The sequence below is a fragment of the Microbacterium sp. NPDC057741 genome, from assembly GCF_042798735.1.
Lineage (GTDB): Bacteria > Actinomycetota > Actinomycetes > Actinomycetales > Microbacteriaceae > Microbacterium.
On record NZ_JBHVJW010000007.1, the window covers coordinates 208,041 to 224,327 of the forward strand.

A 16,287-nucleotide genomic window follows, 5' to 3' on the forward strand; every position below is an offset into this window, starting at 1 on the left:
GGGCTGTCTGTCGTCAGGAGAAGAACATGCCCAGGGAACGCGGTGAGAAGGTCATCGCGACCAACCGTCGCGCGCGCCACGACTACAACATCGAGAAGTCGTATGAGGCGGGCCTCGTGCTCACCGGCACCGAGGTGAAGTCGCTGCGCCAGGGGCGCGCCAACCTCAGTGACGGTTACGCGTTCATCAAGGGCGGCGAGGCCTATCTCGACGCCGTGCACATCCCGGAGTACTCGCAGGGGCACTGGACCAACCACGCGTCCAAGCGCATCCGCAAGCTGCTGCTGCACCGCGAGGAGATCGCCAAGCTCGAGCACGCGGTGTCGGCGGGCGGCTACACGCTGATTCCGCTGCGGCTGTACTTCTCGGACGGTCGGGCCAAGGTCGAGATCGCACTGGCCAAGGGCAAGCGCGAATTCGACAAGCGCCAGACCCTGCGTGAGCGTCAGGACACCCGTGAGGCCGAGCGCGCGATGCGCATGCGCAACCGGATGGGCGAGTAGGAGCCGGATCAGGCGTCGCGAAGTTCGCGCTTGAGGATCTTCCCGCTCTGGTTCCGCGGCAGCTCGTCGATGAACCGTACGGCTTTGGGCACCTTGAACGAGGACAGCCGGTCCTTCACGTGGGCGATGAGCTCGACTTCGGTGACCGAGGTCTCCGGTCTGCGGACCACGTACGCCACGATCGCCTCGATCCAGCGCTCGTCAGGCACGCCGATGACCGCGACCTCGGCGACATCCGGATGCGTGTACACCGCGTCCTCCACCTCGCGGGATGCCACCATGATCCCGCCCGTGTTGATCGCATCCTTGATGCGGTCGACGACGGTCAGGTACCCGGCCTCGTCGCGCGTGACCAGGTCGCCGGAGTGGAACCAGCCGTCGCGGAAGGCCTCGGCCGTCTCCTCCGGCTTGTCCCAATAGCCCTGCGCCAGCTGCGGGGAGCGGTACAGCACCTCGCCGGGCTCGCCGACGGCTGCCTCCGCGCCGTTCTCGTCGACCACCCGGGTCTCCACGAACAGGATGGGTCGCCCCGCGGAAGCGGGCCGCTCCGCGTGCTCCTCGGGGCGCAGCACGGTCGCCAGCGGACCGATCTCGGACTGCCCGAAGCAGTTGTAGAAGCCCAGCGTGGGATACCGCTCGCGCAGCCGGTTCAGCACGGTGACGGGCATGATCGACGCGCCGTACTGGGCCTTGGTGAGTGATGAGAGGTCCGCGTCCTCCAGATCGGGGTGGCCGGCCAGCGGCACCCACACCGTCGGGGCCAGGAACAGCGAGCCGATGCGCTCCTCCGCGATGGTGCGCAGGATCCGCGGGATGTCGGGGGCGGGCAGCAGCCGCACGGTGGCGCCGATGGCGAGATAGGGGAGCATGAACACGTGCATCGCCGCCGAGTGGTAAAGCGGCATGCAGATCAGCGGGGCATCATCCGGCTTGAGATCCAGCGCGACGATCACCGAGGAGTACTCGGCCACGAGAGCCGCGTGAGTGAGCATCGCTCCCTTGGGCTGGGAGGTGGTGCCCGAGGTGTACAGCAGCTGCACGAGGCTCTCGCCGTCCGCATCCGCCGGCAGCTCCGGCACAGCGCCCGAGCGGGCGTGCGTCAGCAGCGAGTCGTCATCGTCGCGCAGTGAGGCGACGAGCTCCACCGCCGTGTCCGGGCGCACCGCGTCGAAGTGCGCTCGCAGCTGCGGGTCGACCAGTGCGGCACGTGCGCCCGACTGCGCGATCACGTAGGCGAGTTCCGCGCCGTGCAGCGCATAGTTGACCGGCACGTGGACGAGTCCGGCTCTGGCGATCGCGAGGAAAGCGATGACGTAGACGTCGGAGTTCGTGCCGTAGGTGACCACGCGCTCGCCGGCGGCCAGGCCCCATCCGCGCAGCTCGGCGGCGGCTCTGGTCACCGCGTCGTCGAGCTCGCGATAGCTCCAGTCCCGATCCTCGAAGCGGAGGGCGAGCGCGAGCGGGTCGCGGGAGCTGCTGCGCCGCAGAACCGCGTCGACGGTGTTGCTGCACCAGGACTGGGATGCGGACGTCGTCGTCATGACGCTCACGCTATCCCAGCCCGCGCTCATGCCGGCGTGAAGCCGAAGCTCCTGCCCAGGAACGCGAGCTCCGCCTCGAAGGCGGCGATGATGTTCTCGGCGCGTCGGAAGCCGTGGCCCTCGCCGGGGAACAGCACGTACTCGTGCGGGATGCCTCGGGCGGCGAGGGCGTCCCTGATCGCCTCGGACTGGTTCGGCGGCACGACCCTGTCATCCGCGCCCTGCAGCAGCAGCACCGGCACGTCGATGCGGTCGGGGTGGGTGAGCGGCGACCGTTCGATGTACGTCTGCTCCGCCTCGGGCAGCGGGCCGACCAATCCGATGAGGTAGTTCTTCTCGAAGTCGTGGGTGTCCGACGCCAGCATCCGCAGGTCGGCGACGCCGTACCTGCTGATCCCGGCGGCGAAGGCGCCGCCGCGCACGAGCGCGCAGAGCACCGTCCAGCCGCCCGCCGAGCCGCCGCGGATGGCGATGCGATCCGGGTCTGCGGCACCGGACGCAGCCAGGCCCCGTGCCGCCGCGATCACGTCGTCCACATCGGCCACGCCCCACTGACCGTCCAGGCGCTCGCGATAGGCGCGGCCGTACCCGGTGGAGCCGCCGTAGTTCACGTCGAGGATGCCGATGCCGCGGCTCGTCCAGTACGTGTAGGCGGTGGATGCCGCCCCGCCGACGTGCGCGGTGGGCCCGCCGTGCACCATGACGATGTAGGGCGGCAGCTCGCCTTCGGCTGCTTCGGCGTTCGGGTGGGTCGGCGGGTAGTCGAATGCGTGCACGGGTCCGTGCGGCCCGTCGAAGGTCACCGGTCGCGGCGCAGCCGCCCAGTCCCGATCGACGTGGGCACCGCCGCGCACCGCGAAGGCCTCACCGGTCTCGGTGTCCAGCACCCACAGGCCACGATCGACGGTCGCGCCGGCGCCGGAGACGAGGATGCGTCCGCCGGCGGCATCGTCGATGCTGGCCTCGGCCGTCACCGGCAGCGACAGATGTGTGCTCGTTCCATCGCGCTCGACCAGCACGAGCTCGTCCGCGCCGTTCGTGCGCACGGCTGCGATGCGACCGTCGTCCAGCGGGCGGTACCAGCGGTTGCCGAGCACCCACAGTCCGCCGCCGGTGTCGGCGTCGATCGGGTACGCGGTCCGCGAGACGACGTGGAGGCCGTCCAGCTCGACGCGTTCGAGGTTCCAGCGCCCTTTCGGGTCGTCCAGGAACAGCAGCTCGGTGTCAGTCACCCACTCCGGCTGCAGCGCTGCACTGGTGCCGATGGTGGCGAGTTCGTCGGCGCCGATGGCGGCGAGGTGCAGGAGGCATTGCTCCCACGGCATCCGCTCCGTGCTCCACTGCACCCAGGCGATGCGAGTGCCGTCGGGGGAGAGCGCGGGATGCGCGACGAAGCCGCTCGTCGAGGCGAAGACGCGCACGGCGTCGTCGCTGTCGGCGGCGGAGCCGTCGGTGGGGATCTCCACGATCGCCCGGACGTGCTTCTCGGGGCGCAGGTCCTCACGCACCGCGAGCAGGCGCCCGCGCTGCACAGACAGACCGCCGTACTGGGGACCAGCCTCGGTGATCGGCTCGGGCGAGCCGCCCCGCGGCATCCGATACACCCGCTGGTCGCCGCCTTCGACGAAGTACAGGGTGCCGGCGGCGTCCGCCGTCCAGGCTCCGCCGCCGTACTCGTGCACGCGAGAGCGCGCGTTCCAGGGTGACGGCAGGATCTCGGCGCCGGTCGAGCTGCGCACCGCGATGCGGCCGCCCTCGGCGGGCACCGACTCGCCCCACCAGATCTCGTCGCCGACGAATCGTGCGCCGTCGATCCGCGGCGATGCAGCCGCCATGCTCGCGGCGTCGAAGGGGGAGGGCCAGGTGCCGTACGCGGGTGCCATGTCTCGAGCGTAGAGCCCCGTCACACAACATGCGGGGCGCGTGCGCGCAACAACGACGAAGGCACTCCCCGGATCGGGGAGTGCCTTCGTCGTGTGTGCGGTGTTCAGACCGCGCGGAGCACCGCGACGATCTTGCCGAGGACGACGGCGTCATCGCCGAGGATCGGCTCGAAGGACGAGTTGCGCGGCAGCAGCCAGGTGTGGCCGTCGCGCTGCCGGAACGTCTTCACCGTGGCCTCGCCGTCGAGCATCGCCGCGACGATCTCACCGTTCTCGGCGGTGCTCTGCGAGCGGACCACGACCCAGTCCCCGTCGCAGATGGCGGCGTCGATCATCGACTCGCCCTGCACCTTCAGCATGAACAGCTCGCCCTTGCCGACCAGCTGCCGGGGGAGGGGGAAGATCTCCTCCACCTGCTGCTCGGCCGTGATGGGGACGCCGGCGGCGATCTGGCCGACCAGGGGCACCAGGGCGGCGTCGCCTACCGGGGGAACGGCGTCGGCGGGGTTCTCGGTGCTCGTTCCCGGCAGGTCGATCAGCACCTCCATGGCGCGCGTCTTGCCCGGATCGCGGCGAAGATAGCCGCTGAGCTCGAGCTGGCCGAGCTGGTGGGTGACACTGGACAACGATTTCAGCCCCACAGCGTCGCCGATCTCGCGCATGCTCGGCGGATACCCGTAGGTCGCGATGGAGGTCTGGATGACCTCCAGGATCGCCATCTGCTTCGCGCTCAGGCTCTTGCGGCGGCGGGTGCGCGGCACCTCGGATGCGTTGCCTGCGATGTCGCTCATCGGTGCTCCTTCGTGCGCCGGCCCACCGTGCTCCGAGAGCAGCCGATTCGAATGTCGGTGGTCCGTGATGGGGTGTCGTTATCGAAACCGTATCCGAGAAGTCGCCGGAATCGGAAGATCTGTTCGAGCGTGTCGGCGTATCGGGGTCCTGGATTTCGAAGAACGCTTGACAAGTATTCGATATCGAAGATAAGTTCGGAACACAGCTTCGCATCCGCCGTTCCCGGCCGAGCGGCGGATGCGAAAGCTGATTCCATCTGACGAGGAGCACGACATGAGCACCATCGGCATCGCCCCCACTGCAGTCATCGGCACTCGCCTGCGCATGACGCGGCGCGGACGCCGCGTGCTGAGCGCCCTCGTCGCCGCTCCGATCGCCTTCGGAATCGCTTACGCGGGCATCGCCGGTGGCTCCGCTCTCGCCTCCGGCGAGCATGCCGCTCCGGTCGACTTCGAGACCGTCCTGGTCATGCCCGGAGACACGCTCTGGTCGATCGCAGGCGAGGTCGCCCCCGGCACTGACCCGCGCGACGTCATCGACGAGATCAGCAGTCTGAACAACCTGCACGGCGGTGCCCTGCAGGTGGGTCAGGTGCTCGCGATCCCCACGCGTTACACGGAGTGAAGCGGAGCAGCGGCCGCCATACGATTGACGGGTGACCTCACTAGACGAGCTGCCCCTCCGCGATGATCTGCGCGGACTCACACCGTACGGCGCGCCCCAGGCGCCGCTGCCGGTTGCGCTGAACGTCAATGAGAACACCCATCCGGTTCCGGACGATGTCGCGGCTCAGATCCTCGATGGTGTCGCGGCGGCGCTGCGCGAGGTGAACCGCTACCCCGACCGCGAGTTCTCACGGCTGCGCGAGGGCTTCGCGAACTACCTCGGCCACGGTCTGCGACCGGAACAGATCTGGGCGGGCAACGGGTCGAACGAGGTGCTCCAGCACATCCTGCAGGCCTTCGCCGGTCCTGGCCGCACGGCCTTCGGGTTCGCCCCCACGTATTCGATGTACCCCCTGCTCGCGCAGGGCACCGGTGCGCGGTGGATCGCCGGCACGCGCGGTGACGACTACCGGATCACCCCGAAGGATGCCGCGGCGCAGGTCGCCGCGGCCGACCCCGACGTCGTCTTCCTGTGCGCGCCCAACAACCCCACAGGCACCCCGTTGGGGCTCGACGTCGTGGAAGCGGTCTATGAGGCCGCCCGGGGCGTGGTGATCGTCGACGAGGCGTACCACGAGTTCGCCCCGAAGGATGCGACCTCGGCGCTCACGCTGCTCGAGGGGAGGCCGCGCATGTGCGTCTCGCGCACGATGAGCAAGGCGTTCGCCTTCGCAGGCGCGCGCGTCGGCTATCTCGCCGCCGACCCGGCCTTCGTGGATGCACTCCGTCTGGTCCGCCTGCCCTACCACCTCAGTGCTCTCACGCAGGCGGCCGCGACTGCCGCACTGCGCAATTCTGACATCATGCTGCGCATGGTCGACGACATCGTGGTGCAGCGCGATCGCATCACCGAGGGGCTGACCGTCCTTGGCTACGCGCCGCACGAGTCCTGGTCCAACTTCGTGCTGTTCGGCGGCGTCGACGACCCGCACGCGACCTGGCGCGCCCTGTACGACCGCGGCGTGCTGATCCGCGACATCGGCATCCCTGGGCACCTCCGCGTCAGCGCGGGCACCGAGGCCGAGACCACCGCGTTCCTCGATGCCATGGCCTCGCTAGGATCGGCAGTATGAGCGACCGCACCGCCAGCCGCACCCGCAGCACGTCCGAGTCCACCGTCGAGCTCGAGCTGAATCTCGACGGCACCGGCCGCAGCAGCATCGACACCTCGGTGCCGTTCTTCGACCACCTGCTCACCGCATTCGCGAAGCACTCGCTCACCGACCTCACCGTGCGCGCCTCGGGCGACACCCACATCGACGCGCACCACACCGTGGAGGATGTGTCGATCGTGCTGGGCGACGCGATCCGGGAGGCGCTGGGCGACAAGGCGGGCATCTCACGCTACGGCGATGCGCTGGTGCCGCTCGACGAGGCACTCGCGCAGGCGGTCGTCGACATCTCCGGCCGTCCCTACCTCGTGCACTCCGGTGAGCCGGAGGGCTTCGAGTTCCACCTCATCGGCGGACACTTCACCGGGTCGCTGGTGCGTCACGCGTTCGAGGCGATCACGTATCACGCCGGTCTGACTGTGCACGTGCGCGTGCTTGGCGGCCGCGACCCGCACCACATCGCCGAGGCCGAGTTCAAGGCCTTCGCACGCGCGTTCCGGCAGGCCAAGGCGCTCGACCCGCTTGTCCAGGGGATTCCGTCGACCAAGGGCGCACTGTGAGCGCGGAGTCTCGCGTCGTCGTCTACGACTACGGCTCCGGCAACGTGCACTCCGCAGTCAAGGCGCTTGCCGCCGCCGGTGCGGAGGTCGAGCTGACCGGTGACCGCACCAGGGCTCTCGAGGCCGACGGGCTGTTCGTCCCAGGAGTCGGCGCGTTCGCGGCCGTCGCGACCGCGCTGCGCGCGCACGGCGGCGACGAGATCATCGAGCGGCGTCTGGCCGGCGGTCGCGCAGTTCTCGGTGTCTGCGTGGGCATGCAGGTCATGTTCGAGCGCGGGGTCGAGCGAGGGCAGGATGCCGAGGGGCTCGGCGAGTGGCCGGGCACGGTCACCGAACTCGACTCCCCGGTGCTCCCGCACATGGGCTGGAACACGGTGGAGCCGGGGGAGGGATCGGTCCTGTTCCGCGGCATCGAGCAGGAGCGGTTCTACTTCGTGCACTCCTTCGCCGCCAAGGAGTGGGAGCTCGACGTGCAGGCGCCGTTCCCGCAGCCCGCGGTGACCTACGCGACGTACGGCGAGCGGTTCCTCGCAGCCGTCGAGAACGGACCGCTGGCCGCGACGCAGTTCCATCCTGAAAAGTCCGGCGACGCCGGCATCCGGATGCTGCGCAACTGGGTGGCCTCGCTCTGAACCCTCGCGGACGCGCGGATCAGAGGCCGCGGGCGACCGCGGATGCCGCGGTCAGCCATGCGCGCTGCGTGGCGGGAGCAAGCCCGCCGAGCAGGAGGGTTCCGTCGACCATCTCGTGGTCGAAGGGGACGCTGACCACCTCGCGGGCGAGGTCCCTGTAGCCGGACACGACCTGCTGCACGTCGGCGCCGGTCGCCTTCGGATCGGCCTGCGATACGACGACGACGGAGTTCCTGGCGAGTCGTGCGGAGCGCTCGTCGCGCTCTGCGAGAGCCTCCAGCAGCAGCGCCCCGGCCTCGGCGTGGTCGTCGCGCGTGGTCGTGGCGACGACCACCTGGTCGGCGTGATCGATCATGCGCAGCCACATCGGGTCGGACTCGTCGTTGCCGGAGTCGATCAGGATGACGCGGTAGAACTTCGCGGCGACGGCGTGGATCGCATCGACGTCCGCAGGGTGCAGACGGTTCTCGTGCGCGAGCCGGATCGGCTTCGAGCGCAGCACGTCGTACTTCTCGCGGGGCTGGTGATGCACGAACTGCGCGAGGTCGGCGGACTGGGCGGCGGTGCCGAGCAGTCGCTCGGTCTCGGGCAGCAGCTCGAGCAGCGTGCGCTCGTGACTGCCGCTCTCGGTGCGCCAGCCCAGGGTTCCGCGGGTCTGGTTGTTGTCCCAGGCGAGCACGCCCGCACCGCCGTATCGGGCGAATACGGCCGACAGCAGCGCGGTGGTAGGGGTCTTGCCCGCTCCGCCCTTGCCGTTCACGATCGCGATGGTGCGGGGCCCGGGCCAGTGCCGGCCGACCTGCAGCTCGTCGTCGCGCACTGCCTGCTCGGTCGCACCGGGCGCGAGCTTGAAGCCGATCCGGTTCAGCGCGCCGCGGGTGCCCTTGCGAGCAGGCTCGTCTCGACGATCCTGGTGCAGGAACGAGGGGCGCTCGCGTCGTTCGCGGCGCAGCGGAGCGGATGCCGCGGCATCCCCGCGCTCGGCGTCGGCGGTGGCGGAGCGGCGCAGGTAGCGCGGTCCGCCGGTCGTGGAAGAGACATCGGGGGCGGACGGCATCGGCGTCAGGGTCGACGCCGAGCGCCCGCGTACGGGTGCGTCCGCACCGCCTTCGAACTGCGGGTCGGACATGCGGACGCTCCTCGTGATCTCGGGCGTGCACGCCGGATCTCGGGCACACGCGCCCCCGATGCTAGTCGCGTGCGCCTGGATGAACGCCGACCACGGGCGTCATGCCATTTGAGACGCCGCGGAGCCCGGGCTACGCTTTTCTCTCGTGCCCGGGTTCGGGCATCCGATCTTCCCGAACAAGGACGACATGAACGACTTCGCACAGGCTCCCTCTCTCATCCTGCTCCCCGCGGTCGACGTCGCCGGCGGCAAGGCCGTGCGCCTCACCCAGGGCGAGGCCGGCACCGAGACCAGTTACGGCGACCCCGTGGACGCGGCAGGGGAGTGGGTCGACCAGGGTGCGCAGTGGATCCACCTCGTCGACCTGGACGCGGCCTTCGGGCGCGGCAGCAACGCCGGTATTCTGCGGAAGGTCATCAAGCAGTACCGCGGCGTGAGCGTCGAGCTCTCCGGCGGCATCCGTGACGACGCGAGTCTCGAGGCCGCACTCGAGTCCGGAGCCTCCCGCATCAACCTCGGCACCGCCGCGCTGGAGAACCCGGAGTGGGCCGCCGACGTCATCGCCCGCTACGGCGAGGCCGTCGCTGTCGGTCTCGATGTGCGCGGCACCACGCTCGCGGCACGCGGCTGGACGAAGGAGGGCGGCGACCTCTGGGAGGTGCTTGACCGCCTCGAGGACGCCGGGTGCAGCCGCTACGTCGTCACCGACGTCACCAAGGACGGCACGCTGCGCGGCCCGAACCTCGACCTGCTGCGCGAGATGACCCAGCGCACACCGAAGCCCGTCGTGGCCTCGGGCGGCATCGCCAGCCTGGACGACATCGCCGCGCTGCGCGAGCTCGTGCCGCTCGGCGTCGAGGGCGCGATCGTCGGCAAGGCGCTGTACGCCGGCGCGTTCACCCTGGCCGAGGCGCTGGATGTCGCCGGCGACTGAGGACGCCTGCGATCACGGCGAGGGCAACAGCGCGGACTCCGCGGGCGTCCCGTGGGCCGGTCGCAGCTTCGAATCGAACCCTCACACTGCGGACGACGGCTCCGCCGATCCCGCACTGCTGGATGCGCTGCTGCGGTTCCGAGCGGGTTCCGGCTCCCAGGTAGAGGTCGTCGACGCGTTCCGCTCGGCGCGAGTGCTGGTGCCGCTGGTCGCCGAGAAGGGCGATGAGGGCGTCGGGCCCACGGGCCTGAAGGTCGACAAGACCCAGGAGCTCTCGATCGTCACGGTCGCAGCACCCGACGGGCGCCGCGTGCAGCCGGTGTTCTCCTCCGTGCAGACCATGTCGCGGTGGGATGCCACGGCGCGGCCGATCCCTGTCGAGGCGGTGCGCGTGGCGCTGTCGGCCTCGAGCGAGGAGACCGACCTGATCGTCCTCGACCCGGCATCCGACACCGAGTTCGTGTTCCGCCGGCCGGCGGTCTGGGCGATCGCGCAGGATCAGCGCTGGGAGCCGAGTTTCCTCTCACCCGAGGTGTTCACCGCCCTGCAGACCAGCGTCGCGCACGAGCTGGCCGTGATCGACGTGCACGTCTCGTCCGGCGACCCGGATGCCAGGATGCGCGGCCCCGAGCTGATCGTGACACTCGAGCTCGCCGACGGCCTGGACCAGCAGACCCTGGACGCTGTTCTGGCGAGGCTCGCGCAGCGCTGGGCCGCCGATGATCGCATCGCGGTGCTCGTCGACTCCCTGAGTGTGAAGCTGACCCACGCCGCCTGAAACATGGCCGGGCGTGGGAAGCCGCTCACCTAGAGTCAGGGGATGCCACAGGCCGTCGCGCTCCACTTCCACCCGGACTGGCCCTTCCGGGGCTCGAGCGTGATCGAGGCGATGGCGGAGACCGGGAGGTACCGCTCGCAGTTCGAGACCGGAACCTCCAACGGCGGACTGACAGCCCACCCGGGCGGGGATCGATGGCGGTGGGAGAGCCGCCTGTTCTCCGGGCGCTACGACGAGCGGCCGGCGGAGGAGCGCCCGGCCTACGGCGCACTCCTCCTGGCCGACCCCCCATGGGCCGGCGACGCGGTTCGGGTCGGCTCACCTTCGGCTGCGCCCGGAGATCACCGGCCGGACCACGTTCTGCTATCCGGATTCCGTGTTCGAGCCCGACGGTGTCGTCGAGGTGGAGGGCGTGGACCTTCTCGTCACTCGGATGCGCGCGGATGATCTCGATCCGCTCGACCGGTACGTCGAGGCGCATGTGCACGGCGGCATCCGCTTCTCAGACGACGTCGAGGCGATCGTCATCGATCCATGCTTCCGGGGAACCGCCGTGCAGGATGCCGCGGAGCGACTGGGCTGCGCCGTCGAATTCCATCCGGGGTTCCTGGTGCGCACCGCCGACCTCGACGAGACCTATCGCGGGCCGGAGCCTGTGCGGCTGGCCCGGGAGCTGGGGGCGGAGCTGACGCCTGACCTCATCGGAGCGGCGGCACGGTCCTGCCATCACGATCCGCAGACGCTCAAGCGCGTCTGGCATCTGCTCGCCCGCTACGGACGCGTCTGAATCGCCGCCCTGCCTTGCCGAGGTCAGACCGAGGCTTGAGGCGGCTGGGAGGTTCCCGGAGCGAGCATCGGGAGGGGCCCGCGAAGCGGGAAGGAATGAGCCGCGATTCCTAAGCGAGCGTCAGCGAGCCGAAGGGCTGCGAGCGCAGGGAGCCTCCCGGTCGGCGACCCCCGACTCAGCTGACCGGACCGGTCCACTTCTCGCCGGGCCCCTTGCCGATCGGGTCGGGGACCGGGGATGCCTCACGGAAGGCGAGCTGCAGCGAGCGGAGTCCGTCGCGCAGCGGGCGCGCGTGCGCGTCGCTGATCTCGGGGGCGCCCGCGGTGATCAGCCCGGCGAGGGCATTGATCAGCTTGCGTGCCTCGTCGAGGTCGAGCTGGCTCTCCGGGTCGTCGGCGAGCCCGAGCTTCACGGCGGCGGCGCTCATCAGGTGCACGGAAGTGGTGGTGATGACCTCGACTGCCGGGACATCCGCGATGTCGCGGGTGGCGGCTGTCGCCGCCTCTTCCTGCTCCGCCCAGCGCTCGTGGCGCGCGTCGTCGTGGTGGTGCTGGGGCTGGTCCTGGGCAGGAATCGTCACTTCGGGGTGCCTTCTGGTAGACTTCTGCGGGCTCCGGAGCGTCATGCTCCGGCACGAAAGAGGATTCATTCCCACCCGCGCTTGCCGTTCAAGGCTACCGGGTTCTGCACCCCGCCGGCTCCGCCGGTGGAAAGGGTGTGTAAGCCGGTGCGTCTGATGCATCGGTGGGTGGGGAGACTCCGATTTCGCCCGGAATGTCGCACGACGGACCGGTGGCCGAAACCCCACGTCTAAGGAGTTCCGCATCAGCGATCCCCGCACCAATGACCGCATCCGAGTGCCCGAGGTCCGCCTCGTCGGCCCCGGAGGCGAGCAGATCGGCGTCGTCGCCATCCAGGTGGCGCTGCGTCTCGCGCAGGAGGCCGACCTCGACCTCGTCGAGGTGGCTCCCAACTCGAAGCCCCCCGTGGTCAAGATCATGGACTACGGCAAGTTCAAGTACGAGGCTGCGCAGAAGGCGAAGGAAGCGCGCCGCAACCAGGCGAACACCATCCTCAAAGAGGTGCGGTTCCGCCTGAAGATCGAGGCTCACGACTACACGACCAAGCTCAAGCGTGCCGAGGGCTTCCTCAAGGCCGGCGACAAGGTCAAGGCCATGATCCTGTTCCGCGGTCGCGAGCAGTCGCGCCCCGAGCAGGGCGTCCGTCTGCTCCGCAAGTTCGCCGAGGACGTCGCCGAGTTCGGCACGGTCGAGTCGAACCCGACGATCGACGGTCGCAACATGGTCATGGTCGTGGCACCCCTGAAGAACAAGTCCGAGGCGAAGGCCGAGCAGAACGCGGTTCGCGACGCGAAGAAGCAGGCTGCTCGTGACGCGCGCACCGGTGCTCCGATCGACGCCGCCGAGGACGCCACCGCGGAGTGATCCGCCCCTGAACTCCCGCCGCGTATGCAGGCGGGTACCCCACCAGCATCCGCACGGGTGCCACACGAAGGAAGAGAAGATGCCGAAGCAGAAGACCCACTCGGGTGCTAAGAAGCGCTTCAAGATCACCGGCAGCGGCAAGCTGAAGAAGCAGCAGGCCGGCATGCGCCACAACCTCGAGCACAAGTCGAGCCGTCGCACCCGCCGTCTGAACCAGGACCAGGTGCTGTCGAAGGCAGACACCAAGGTCGCGAACAAGCTCCTCGGCCGCTGACGCGCCCGAACGCACGATAGGAACACGAAAATGGCAAGAGTCAAGCGCGCAGTCAACGCGCACAAGAAGCGTCGCGTCATCCTCGAGCGCGCCTCGGGTTACCGTGGCCAGCGTTCGCGCCTCTACCGCAAGGCGAAGGAGCAGGTCACCCACTCGCTCGTCTACGCGTACCGCGACCGTCGCAAGCGCAAGGGCGACTTCCGCCGCCTGTGGATCCAGCGCATCAACGCCGCTGCCCGCCAGAACGGCATCACCTACAACCGCTTCATCCAGGGCCTCGGCCTCGCGGGTGTGCAGGTCGACCGTCGCATGCTCGCCGAGCTCGCCGTGACCGACGCCGCGACCTTCACGTCGCTGGTCGAGACCGCGAAGAAGGCGCTTCCCTCGGACGTCAACGCTCCGAAGGCCGCTGCCTGATCATCCGGCATCGATGAAGGGCGTCTCCCGAACGGGAGGCGCCCTTCTGCGTTCCCGTGCGCGGTTCCCTAGACTGGGCGTGTGCTGGAGAATCCTCGCTCGCCCCGCGTCCGTGCCGTCGCCAAGCTCACCAAGCGCAGTGCGCGCGCCGAGACCGGTCTGTTCCTTCTCGAAGGGCCTCAGGCCGTTCGTGAGGCGTTGACGTACGGTGCGGAGGCGATCGTCGACCTGTTCGTCACTCCCACCAGCTGGGAGAGGCACGCCGACCTGCGCGACATGGCGGAGGATGCCGGAGTCGAGGCCGAGTTCGTCACCGAGAGCGTGCTCTCCGCGATGGCCGACACCGTCACCCCTCAGGGCCTGGTCGCCGTCGCCCGGCAGACGCCGACCTCGGTGAAGGACATCTTCGCGGCTTCCCCGCGCCTGATCGCGATCTGCGAGGAGGTGCGCGACCCCGGCAACCTCGGCACGATCATCCGCGCCGCGGATGCGGCGGGGGCGGATGCTGTGGTGCTGACCGGCCGCACCGTCGACCCGTACAACCCGAAGGTGGTGCGCTCCACCACCGGTTCGCTGTTCCACCTGCCGGTCTCGGTCGGGGGCGACCTCGCCGACGTCGTGCAGCGCGCGCATGCGGCAGGACTTCAGATTCTCGCCGCGGATGTGAAGGGCGATGACCTGCTGGCCGCCCGCGCAGAGGGCGTGCTCTCGCAGCCCAGCGGCTGGCTCTTCGGAAACGAGGCGCGGGGCCTCGACGACGAGTCCCTGGAACTGGCTGATCGCACGCTGAAACTGCCGATCTTCGGGCGCGCCGAGTCGCTGAACCTGGCGACGGCGGCGAGCGTCTGCCTGTACGAGAGCGCCTTCGCGCAGCGGGCCTGATCCACGGTCACGAAACGATAACGGGCGGTTACGCCCTCGCGCTGTGTCGGTGCCGACTCATAGTGTTGAGGAATGGCAGAGAGCAAGGGCGCCGACGCCCTGGTCGTGGTCGACCACGTCGAGAAGCACTACGGCGAATTCCACGCGCTGAAGGACATCAATCTCACCGTCTCTCGAGGCGAGGTGGTCGTGGTCATCGGGCCGTCGGGCTCGGGGAAGTCGACGCTGTGCCGCACCATCAACCGGCTCGAGACCATCACCAGCGGTGAGATCCGCATCGACGGCGACGTCCTCCCCGCCGAGGGCAAGGCGCTGGCCAAGCTGCGCTCCGACGTCGGCATGGTCTTCCAGTCGTTCAACCTGTTCGCGCATCTGACGATCCTCGAGAACGTCACCCTCGGGCCGATCAAGGTGCGCGGCATGAAGAAGGCCGACGCCGAGAAGGAGGCGATGATCCTGCTGGAGCGGGTGGGCGTCGCGCAGCAGGCTTCCAAGCTCCCCGCTCAGCTGTCCGGCGGACAGCAGCAGCGCGTCGCGATCGCGCGTGCGCTGGCGATGCAGCCCAAGGCCATGCTGTTCGACGAGCCGACCAGCGCCCTCGACCCCGAGATGATCAACGAGGTGCTCGACGTCATGGTGCAGCTGGCCCACGAGGGCATGACCATGATCGTCGTCACCCACGAGATGGGCTTCGCCCGCAAGGCCGCGGACCGGGTGGTGTTCATGGCCGACGGACAGATCGTCGAAGAGGCCACGCCCGAGGAGTTCTTCACCAACCCGAAGAGCACCCGCGCCAAAGACTTCCTGTCCAAGCTGCTCACCCACTGACCGTCACTGCTTGACCGACCTGAATCCCCACACAGCACTCAAGGAGACGCACATGCGAAGCACGAAGAAGACACTCGCCGCGATCGGCATCGTCGCAGCTGCGATGCTCGCCCTAACGGCGTGCAACAGCGGTTCGCCGTCCAACCCCGGCGGCACCGGGGGCAGCGAGGGAGACGCCGGCGGTGACAAGACGCCGTGGACGGTCGCCAAGGACGTCAAGCTGGACGGCAGCCCCACCTTCGACGCGATGGAGAAGCGCGGCAAGGTGGTCATCGGCGTCAAGGAGGACCAGCCCGGTATGGGCTACCTCGATGTGACGACTCAGGAGCGCTCGGGCTTCGACATCGACATCGCGCGCTGGATCGCCGCTTCGCTGGGCTTCGACCCCTCCGACGACAGCAAGGTCGAGTACAAGGCGATCGCATCCGCCAACCGCGAGCAGGCGATCGTGAACGGTGACATCGACTACTACGTCGGCACCTACTCGATCACCGACAAGCGCAAGGAGCAGATCGACTTCGCCGGTCCGTACTTCATCACCGGTCAGGGGCTGCTGGTCGCGGCGGACAACGACACGATCAAGAGCGAGAAGGACCTGAACAAGGACACCACGGTGTGCTCGGCGACGGGTTCGACCCCGATCCAGAACATCCGTGACAACTTCCCGGAGGTCCCCACCAAGGAGTTCGACCTCTACTCGGCCTGTGTCGAGGCGCTGCTGAACGGCACCGTGCAGGCGGTCACCACCGACCAGGCGATCCTGATCGGCTACGCCGCTCAGGACCCCGACAAGCTGAAGGTCGTCGGCGAGCCGTTCACCGTCGAGAAGTACGGCGTGGGCCTCGCGAAGGGTGACGACGTGCTGCGCAAGCACATCAACGACCTCTTCACCGACGGCAACGACGTCTGGCAGCAGATCTTCGACAACAACCTCGGTTCGACCGGCATCAAGGTCGAGCAGCCCGAAGTCGACGCGTACTGATCATCCGGTCGGGGGGGGGGGGGGGCGGCCCCCCCCCCCCCCCCCCCCGGGGGGGGGGGGGGGGGGGTTTGGTTGTCAAGCAAGAGTGTTTGGGGCCGGGCCGGGGGGTGCCGTCGCAGAGCATTATGGGGGTGGGGGTGGTG

At 69.1% G+C, this 16,287-nt stretch carries 18 protein-coding genes and 1 pseudogene; 14 read left to right on the forward strand and 5 right to left on the reverse strand.

What is annotated here, in order from left to right; genetic code table 11:
* Window positions 1-26: 26 nt before the first annotated feature.
* On the forward strand, window positions 27-503 hold the full coding sequence (smpB, locus tag ACFVDO_RS18760) for an SsrA-binding protein SmpB (protein WP_378857494.1): 477 nt from the start codon (window positions 27-29) through the stop codon (window positions 501-503).
* A gap of 8 nt (window positions 504-511) precedes the next feature.
* On the opposite strand, the gene ACFVDO_RS18765 is transcribed toward smpB, so the two are convergent.
* The 3 genes from ACFVDO_RS18765 to lexA all read right to left on the reverse strand — a co-directional run bounded on the left by ACFVDO_RS18765 (window position 512) and on the right by lexA (window position 4,718).
* Window positions 512-2,044, reverse strand: coding sequence for a fatty acyl-CoA synthetase (locus tag ACFVDO_RS18765; protein ID WP_378857496.1), 1,533 nt, complete (start codon window positions 2,042-2,044; stop codon window positions 512-514).
* Between the two features lie 26 nt (window positions 2,045-2,070).
* Complete coding sequence (locus ACFVDO_RS18770; RefSeq protein WP_378857498.1) at window positions 2,071-3,927, reverse strand: prolyl oligopeptidase family serine peptidase; 1,857 nt, start codon at window positions 3,925-3,927, stop codon at window positions 2,071-2,073.
* A gap of 104 nt (window positions 3,928-4,031) precedes the next feature.
* Complete coding sequence (gene lexA / locus ACFVDO_RS18775) at window positions 4,032-4,718, reverse strand: transcriptional repressor LexA (protein WP_378857500.1); 687 nt, start codon at window positions 4,716-4,718, stop codon at window positions 4,032-4,034.
* Window positions 4,719-4,992: 274 nt separating this feature from the next.
* Here lexA and ACFVDO_RS18780 point away from each other — a divergent pair, with 274 nt between their 5' ends.
* From ACFVDO_RS18780 to hisH, 4 genes are read left to right on the forward strand one after another with little or no spacing between them, the layout of a single operon-like run.
* Entirely contained in the window at window positions 4,993-5,343 is a 351-nt protein-coding gene (locus tag ACFVDO_RS18780; RefSeq protein ID WP_378857502.1) for a LysM peptidoglycan-binding domain-containing protein, read from the forward strand.
* A gap of 31 nt (window positions 5,344-5,374) precedes the next feature.
* A complete protein-coding gene (locus tag ACFVDO_RS18785) occupies window positions 5,375-6,457 on the forward strand; it encodes a histidinol-phosphate transaminase (protein WP_378857504.1) in 1,083 nt (360 codons plus the stop codon).
* Complete coding sequence (gene hisB / locus ACFVDO_RS18790; protein ID WP_378857506.1) at window positions 6,454-7,056, forward strand: imidazoleglycerol-phosphate dehydratase HisB; 603 nt, start codon at window positions 6,454-6,456, stop codon at window positions 7,054-7,056. Before ACFVDO_RS18785 ends, hisB begins: the two co-directional genes overlap by 4 nt.
* Window positions 7,053-7,688: an imidazole glycerol phosphate synthase subunit HisH gene (hisH, locus tag ACFVDO_RS18795; protein WP_378857508.1), complete on the forward strand. Its 636-nt coding sequence runs from the start codon at window positions 7,053-7,055 to the stop codon at window positions 7,686-7,688. Before hisB ends, hisH begins: the two co-directional genes overlap by 4 nt.
* A gap of 19 nt (window positions 7,689-7,707) precedes the next feature.
* Here the strand turns inward: hisH and ACFVDO_RS18800 are convergent, their stop codons facing one another.
* Window positions 7,708-8,817, reverse strand: a complete 1,110-nt coding sequence (locus ACFVDO_RS18800) for an AAA family ATPase (protein ID WP_378857510.1) — start codon at window positions 8,815-8,817, stop codon at window positions 7,708-7,710.
* A 187-nt stretch (window positions 8,818-9,004) separates the two neighbouring features.
* On the opposite strand from ACFVDO_RS18800, the gene priA reads away from it, so the two are divergent.
* The 3 genes and pseudogenes from priA to ACFVDO_RS18815 all read left to right on the forward strand — a co-directional run bounded on the left by priA (window position 9,005) and on the right by ACFVDO_RS18815 (window position 11,316).
* The gene (gene priA, locus ACFVDO_RS18805) at window positions 9,005-9,751 is read left to right on the forward strand and encodes a bifunctional 1-(5-phosphoribosyl)-5-((5-phosphoribosylamino)methylideneamino)imidazole-4-carboxamide isomerase/phosphoribosylanthranilate isomerase PriA (RefSeq protein ID WP_378857566.1); all 747 of its coding nucleotides are present in this window, start codon (window positions 9,005-9,007) and stop codon (window positions 9,749-9,751) included.
* Window positions 9,735-10,529 carry an SseB family protein gene (locus ACFVDO_RS18810; protein WP_378857512.1) on the forward strand — a complete coding sequence of 265 codons (795 nt, stop codon included), beginning with the start codon at window positions 9,735-9,737 and terminating at the stop codon, window positions 10,527-10,529. Before priA ends, ACFVDO_RS18810 begins: the two co-directional genes overlap by 17 nt.
* A gap of 111 nt (window positions 10,530-10,640) precedes the next feature.
* Window positions 10,641-11,316 (forward strand): annotated as a pseudogene (locus ACFVDO_RS18815) (DUF3626 domain-containing protein).
* A 175-nt stretch (window positions 11,317-11,491) separates the two neighbouring features.
* On the opposite strand, the gene ACFVDO_RS18820 reads toward ACFVDO_RS18815, so the two are convergent.
* On the reverse strand, window positions 11,492-11,896 hold the full coding sequence (locus ACFVDO_RS18820; protein WP_378857514.1) for a DUF1844 domain-containing protein: 405 nt from the start codon (window positions 11,894-11,896) through the stop codon (window positions 11,492-11,494).
* 277 nt (window positions 11,897-12,173) lie between these two features.
* Between ACFVDO_RS18820 and infC the strand changes: the two genes are divergently transcribed.
* The 6 genes from infC (at window position 12,174) to ACFVDO_RS18850 (ending at window position 16,144) form a co-directional block, all read left to right on the forward strand.
* Complete coding sequence (infC, locus tag ACFVDO_RS18825; RefSeq protein WP_378857516.1) at window positions 12,174-12,761, forward strand: translation initiation factor IF-3; 588 nt, start codon at window positions 12,174-12,176, stop codon at window positions 12,759-12,761.
* Between the two features lie 79 nt (window positions 12,762-12,840).
* Window positions 12,841-13,035, forward strand: coding sequence for a 50S ribosomal protein L35 (gene rpmI / locus ACFVDO_RS18830; protein ID WP_116243323.1), 195 nt, complete (start codon window positions 12,841-12,843; stop codon window positions 13,033-13,035).
* Between the two features lie 30 nt (window positions 13,036-13,065).
* Window positions 13,066-13,452 carry a 50S ribosomal protein L20 gene (gene rplT, locus ACFVDO_RS18835; RefSeq protein WP_378857518.1) on the forward strand — a complete coding sequence of 129 codons (387 nt, stop codon included), beginning with the start codon at window positions 13,066-13,068 and terminating at the stop codon, window positions 13,450-13,452.
* Between the two features lie 81 nt (window positions 13,453-13,533).
* Window positions 13,534-14,334 (forward strand): TrmH family RNA methyltransferase, encoded by an 801-nt coding sequence (locus ACFVDO_RS18840; RefSeq protein ID WP_378857520.1) that lies wholly within the window; start codon window positions 13,534-13,536, stop codon window positions 14,332-14,334.
* A 72-nt stretch (window positions 14,335-14,406) separates the two neighbouring features.
* Window positions 14,407-15,162: an amino acid ABC transporter ATP-binding protein gene (locus ACFVDO_RS18845; protein WP_378857522.1), complete on the forward strand. Its 756-nt coding sequence runs from the start codon at window positions 14,407-14,409 to the stop codon at window positions 15,160-15,162.
* 52 nt (window positions 15,163-15,214) lie between these two features.
* Window positions 15,215-16,144 (forward strand): glutamate ABC transporter substrate-binding protein, encoded by a 930-nt coding sequence (locus ACFVDO_RS18850; RefSeq protein ID WP_378857524.1) that lies wholly within the window; start codon window positions 15,215-15,217, stop codon window positions 16,142-16,144.
* Window positions 16,145-16,287: the final 143 nt, after the last annotated feature.